A 5,914-nucleotide genomic window follows, 5' to 3' on the forward strand; every position below is an offset into this window, starting at 1 on the left:
AGGACACCGCCCTTTCACGGCGGTAACAGGGGTTCGAGTCCCCTAGGGGACGCCACGATTACCCGCTCTGCGGGATTTTATAAGGGTCATTCAATTATTGAATGGCCCTTTTGTTTGTCTGGCGTTTGGCCAAATCTCCCTCTTTCTTTCAAACTGTTCTTCAGACCAGCGGTCACATCCACGACTTGCAGAAAATTATTATGAGAATAATATTCTAGTCGTAATATTCGGAGGCAACGATGAACGATAAAAAAGCTCAAACCCGCGAACGCATCCTCAAGGCCGCCAGTGCAGCGCTGATTCAGCGCGGCCCGGCCGAACCGAGCGTGGGCGAAGTGATGGGCGCAGCCGGCCTGACGGTCGGTGGCTTCTATGCGCACTTCGAAAGCAAGGACGCGATGATGCTGGAGGCCTTCAAGCAATTGCTGGGTCGCCGTCGTGACTTGATTGCCGACATGGATGCCGAATTGACCGGTGAAGAGCGTCGCGCCTTGGTCGCTGCGTTCTATCTGTCGCGCAAGCATCGCGATTCCAGCGAGGCGGCGTGCCCGATTCCGGCCTCGATCGGTGAGCTTGGGCGTCTGCCCGAGTCCTTCCGAATCGCGCTGAACGAACACCTGGAGCTGATGGTCGCGCAGTTGGCGGCCAGTCCGGAGGACACCGACAAAGCTTTGGCCGACATGGCCTTGATGGTGGGTGGCCTGGCGCTGGCACGCGCGCTGGGGCCAGGTGATTTATCTGATCGATTGTTGCGCGCTGCCAAGACCGCGGTGCGTTGACCTGAAGGCGACAGCCTGAGGATAGAGCGATGAGCACGTTGAAGTGGGTTCGTGGCGTTAATGGCACCTTGGGTTGGTTTGCTCCGAAGCTGGTAGCGAGCAAAATGCGCGTTGCATTCATGACACCGCGAAATTTCCAGCCGGGTGATTGGGAATTGCCGCTGCTGGCCAAATCCGAACGGATCACTCTGCGCTTTGGTCTTTCGGCATTGCGTTGGGGACAGGGACCGACGGTGCTGCTGATGCACGGTTGGGAAGGCCGGCCAACGCAGTTTGCCAACCTCATCACCGCGTTGGTCGATGCCGGTTACACCGTGGTTGCCCTCGACGGTCCGGCACACGGTCGTTCGCCAGGTACCGAGGCGAATGTCGTGTTGTTCGCCCGAGCCATGCTCGAAGCCGCCGCTGAATTGCCGCCGCTGCAAGCGGTCATCGGTCACTCCATGGGCGGCGCCAGTGCCATGCTGGCCGTGCAGTTGGGCTTGCGCACGGAAACGTTGGTCAGTATCGCCGCGCCAGCGCGAATCCTAGGCGTACTTCGAGGTTTCGCCCGCTACGTGCGATTGCCGCCGAAGGCCCGCTCGGCCTTCATTCGTCAGGTCGAAAAAGACGTGGGCATGCGTGCTGCCACGCTGGATGTTGCGCACTATCAACTCGATATGCCAGGCCTGATCGTGCATGCCGAGGACGACAACTTTGTCTCGGTCAAGGAATCGCAACTGATCCACGAAGCCTGGTTCGACAGCCGCCTGTTGCGCCTGGAAGAGGGTGGCCATCAGCGGGTGCTGGCTGACCCTCGGGTGATTGATGGCGTGTTATCACTGCTGGCCGGCCGCAGCCTGCAATCGCGCCAATCGGCCTGAGCATCCGTTACACTGCCCCGGTCGAAATTATCTGACCGGGAGTGGGGCATGGGCTGGGATCGGGCAACGCCGTTTATCATTGATCTGCAAGTGGGTGCCGAAGACATCGACGGGCTAGGACACGCCAATAATGCGGTGTACGTGACCTGGCTCGAGCGTTGTGCCTGGCGCCATTCCCAGCGCCTTGGCCTGGACCTGGTCGAATACCGACGGCTGGACCGGGCGATGGCGGTGGTGCGGCATGAGATCGATTACCTGGCCGCAGCCTATGAAGGCGATGAGTTGCAATTGGCGACCTGGATCGTCGATTGGGACCAGCGCCTGAAAATGACCCGACACTTCCAGTTGAAGCGCCCTAGTGACAATTCGACGTTGCTGCGCGCGCAAACCACATTCGTTTGCATAGAACTGTCCACCGGCAAGCCCAAGCGCATGCCGACCGAATTCATTGAAGGCTACGGCCCGGCGTTGCAAACTCCGGCCTGACACAATTTGTGTAGGAGCTGCCGAAGGCTGCGATCTTTTGATCTTCAAGAAGCAAAATCGAAGGATCGCAGCCTTCGGCAGCTCCTACAGGGTTTACCTTTTCAAGAGTGAAAACCAGTAAACTGCCGCACGTTTTTCGTTGAGTGTGTTTTTCATGCAAATTGCTTTGGCGCCCATGGAGGGGTTTGTCGACGACATCCTGCGCGACGTGCTGACCCGAGTGGGCGGCATCGATTGGTGTGTGACCGAGTTCATTCGAGTCAACGACCAGCTGCTCACGCCGGCCTATTTCCACAAGTTCGGCCCGGAACTGCTCAACGGTGCCCGCACCGCGTCCGGTGTGCCGTTGCGCGTGCAGTTGCTGGGTTCCGATCCGGTGTGCCTGGCGGAAAACGCCGCGCTGGCCTGCGAGTTGGGCTCGGAAGTGATCGACCTGAACTTCGGTTGCCCGGCCAAGACGGTCAACAAGTCCCGTGGCGGCGCGGTGCTGCTCAAAGAGCCCGAGCTGCTGAACCAGATCGTCGAGCACGTCCGTCGCGCCGTTCCGGCGCACATTCCCGTCACCGCCAAGATGCGCCTAGGCTTCGACAGTCCTGACGGCTCGCTGGTTTGCGCCACGGCTTTGGCCGAAGGCGGCGCTGAACATATCGTGGTTCATGCCCGCACCAAAGTGGACGGCTACAAGCCGCCAGCACATTGGGAATGGATTCCGCGCGTGCAGGATGTGGTCAAAGTACCGGTGTTCGCCAACGGTGACATCTGGAGCGTCGAAGATTGGCGTCGTTGTCGCGAAATCAGCGGCGTCGAAGACATCATGCTCGGTCGCGGCCTGGTTTCGCGCCCCGATCTGGCGAAGCAAATCGCCGCCGCGCGGGCCGGTGAAGAGGTTGTGGAAATGACCTGGGCCGAGCTGCTGCCGCTGATCCAGGACTTCTGGCTGCAAGCCAAGGCGCAGATGACGGCGCGCCAATCGCCGGGCCGCTTGAAGCAATGGCTGGCGATGCTGACGCGCAATTATCCCGAAGCCGTCGAACTGTTCACCGTCCTGCGTCGCGAGACCGAGCTGGATAACGTCTCGCGTTTGCTGGGGTTGCCGGTGGCTGAAGCGGCCTGAAAAATCTCTGAGTAATCTCTTCCAGAGCAATCAAGAAGGGCGCCAATGGCGCCCTTTTTTGTGTCTGCGATTCAACGTTGACCGGTGAACGTCGCTGATTCAATTGCACGGGGATGCCGGGACGAAAACAGCAAGCCGCCAGCGATCTGCCAGATCACCGCAAACGCGCCGACCAGGAACACGATGTCGCCGAACGTGCGCACCCAGCGCAGGGTTTGTAGCAGGTCTTGCTGCATGAATGCTTCGCTGCGGGCGTACCACAGGCCTTGGCTGGCACTGGCGTAAAACTGCAGGATGCCAATCGGCAACAGGCTGGTGACGATCATCAGCATCAGGCCGCCGTTGAGCCACCAGAATCCGGTGTTCATCAGTCGGTCGTTGAACTGCAGATTCGGTCGCAGGTAACGCAGGATCAGCAAGCTGAAGCCCAGCGCCAGGGAGCCATAAACCCCGAACAGCGCCGCGTGTGCATGCAAGGGCGTGGTGTTCAGGCCCTGAATGTAATACAGCGCGATCGGTGGGTTGATCAGGAAGCCGAATACCCCGGCGCCGAGCATGTTCCAGAACGCGGTAGCGATGAAAAACTGCAACGGCCAACGCAGCCGTGCCATCCACGGTGCACGCTCCTTCAGGCGCCAGTTTTCCCAGGCTTCATAGCCGAGCAAAATCAGCGGCACCACTTCCAGGGCGCTGAAGGTCGCGCCGACAGCCATCACCGGCGTGGTGGTTCCGGCGAAGTAGATGTGGTGGAACGTGCCGGGTACGCCGCCGAGCATGAACAGCGAAGCCGAGCCGAGTGTAGCGGTGGTCGCGAGGCGTTTGGAGACCAGCCCCATGCTGGTGAAAATGAAAGCCAGGGCAGTGGTGGCGAACACTTCGAAGAAACCTTCGACCCACAGATGCACGACCCACCAGCGCCAGTACTCCATCACCGACAGGTTGGTGCGCTCGCCATAAAACAGGCCGGCACCGTAGAACAGACCGATGGCGATGACCGACGCGGCCAGCAAGGCCAGCAGGTTTTTGTCGCCGGGCTGGCGCAAGGCCGGGACCATCGCGCGCAGCATCAACACCAGCCAGAACACGATCCCGGCAAACTTGGCGATTTGCCACAGACGACCGAGGTCAACGTATTCGTAACCCTGATGGCCGAGCCAGAAGCTCCATTGCGCCGGCATCAATTGAGCGATGGCGAGGAAGTTGCCGGCATACGAGCCGACCACCACCAGCACCAGCGCCCAGAACAGCACATCCACGCCAAGCTTCTGCCACTTCGGGTCTTTGCCACCGTTGATAAACGGTGCCAGAAACAGCCCCGCCGCGAGGAACCCGGTAGCGATCCAGAACATCGCACTCTGCAAATGCCAGGTTCGGGTCAGCGAGTAGGGGAACCACTTCGACAGCGGCACACCATAAAAATCCTGGCCCTCGACCGTGTAGTGCGCGGTCAGGCCGCCCATCAGCACCTGGAAGCCGAACAGTGCACCGACCAACAACAGGTATTTGCCCAGGGCCTTTTGCGAAGGCGTGAGTTTGATCAGGCTCAACGGGTCCTGTGCTGGAACCTTGGGTTCGCCTTCCTCGTGATTGCGCAGGAACGCCCAGCCCCAGACCAGAAAACCAATACCCGCCAACAGCACGACGATGCTGACGATCGACCAGACCATGTTTTCGGCGGTCGGGTGATTGTCGATCAACGGTTCGTGGGGCCAGTTGTTGGTGAATGTCGCGCTCTGGCCATCGCGCTCGGTGGCGGCGGCCCACGCAGTCCAGAAGAAAAACTGCGTCAACTGCTCGCGTCGGGCGGCGTCGGGCAGGGTGTTTTCTTTCATGGCAAAGCTTTCGCGGCTGTGATGCAGCGAAGGATCGTTGCCGAACAGATCGTGGTAATACGCGGCAGTTTGCGCGATGGCCTGGACACGGCGATCACTGAGGATCAGCGTGCCGTCGACCAGTCGATTGCCGCGGTACTCGCGTTTGAGTTGATGGCGCAGCAAGGCCTGCTGGTCGTCATCGATATCCTGATAAGCCTTGGCGTAATTCTGCTGCGCCGCCAGCTCCAGCCAGGCGAGCAATTCGCGGTGCAGCCAGTCGGCGGTCCAGTCCGGTGCCTGATAGGCGCCGTGGCCCCAGATCGAGCCCAGCTGCATGCCACCGATGCTTTGCCACGCGGTTTGGCCATCAAGAATATCGTCGGCGCGGAAAAGGGTTTTGCCCTCGACGCTTTGTACCTGATCGGGAATCGGCGGTGCCTGTCGATAGATCTCGTGACCGAACCAGCCGAGCAGGCAGAAGGTCACGCCGAGGACGCCAATCAGCGACCACCATAATTTGCGGTATTCACCCATGGATCACCTTAATGTCAAAAAAAAGCGCCCGCATAACGAGTATGCGGGCGCAGAAAACCCGGCCGTGTGATCGGGAAGAGACGCCGGGGTGTTGCTCAGGGAAAATGATCGGTTGTCGCGATCATTGACTAGTGGGGGCGAGACGTTTGTCCGCCATGGGATGAATGTACGGTGCACCCGGTACTGCGTCACTCCTACACAGGGTCAGTGACTTCATGTATGGGTTTTAATGATTCATACGAAGGTATGGCGTCGCGATAGCTGAAAGGTAGGAGCTGCCGAAGGCTGCGATCTTTTGATCTTTTTTACAATCAGACTCAAAAG

5 protein-coding genes are annotated in these 5,914 nt (G+C 59.6%); 4 read left to right on the top strand and 1 reads right to left on the bottom strand.

Going from position 1 to position 5,914, the window contains the following annotated elements; genetic code table 11:
* The first annotated feature begins 239 nt into the window (after nt 1-239).
* From ACW9JC_RS28160 to ACW9JC_RS28175, 4 genes are all read left to right on the top strand, one after another.
* Nucleotides 240-779 carry a TetR/AcrR family transcriptional regulator gene (locus ACW9JC_RS28160; RefSeq protein WP_338585794.1) on the top strand — a complete coding sequence of 180 codons (540 nt, stop codon included), beginning with the start codon at nt 240-242 and terminating at the stop codon, nt 777-779.
* Between the two features lie 29 nt (nt 780-808).
* Entirely contained in the window at nt 809-1,642 is an 834-nt protein-coding gene (locus ACW9JC_RS28165; RefSeq protein WP_338585795.1) for an alpha/beta fold hydrolase, read from the top strand.
* Nucleotides 1,643-1,690: 48 nt separating this feature from the next.
* Entirely contained in the window at nt 1,691-2,128 is a 438-nt protein-coding gene (locus ACW9JC_RS28170; protein ID WP_416128329.1) for an acyl-CoA thioesterase, read from the top strand.
* A gap of 154 nt (nt 2,129-2,282) precedes the next feature.
* Nucleotides 2,283-3,242, top strand: coding sequence for a tRNA dihydrouridine synthase (locus tag ACW9JC_RS28175; RefSeq protein ID WP_457459129.1), 960 nt, complete (start codon nt 2,283-2,285; stop codon nt 3,240-3,242).
* A 71-nt stretch (nt 3,243-3,313) separates the two neighbouring features.
* On the opposite strand, the gene ACW9JC_RS28180 is transcribed toward ACW9JC_RS28175, so the two are convergent.
* Complete coding sequence (locus tag ACW9JC_RS28180; protein WP_457459130.1) at nt 3,314-5,590, bottom strand: nitric-oxide reductase large subunit; 2,277 nt, start codon at nt 5,588-5,590, stop codon at nt 3,314-3,316.
* Nucleotides 5,591-5,914: the final 324 nt, after the last annotated feature.

The organism is Pseudomonas sp. SDO5591_S426 (assembly GCF_054070755.1).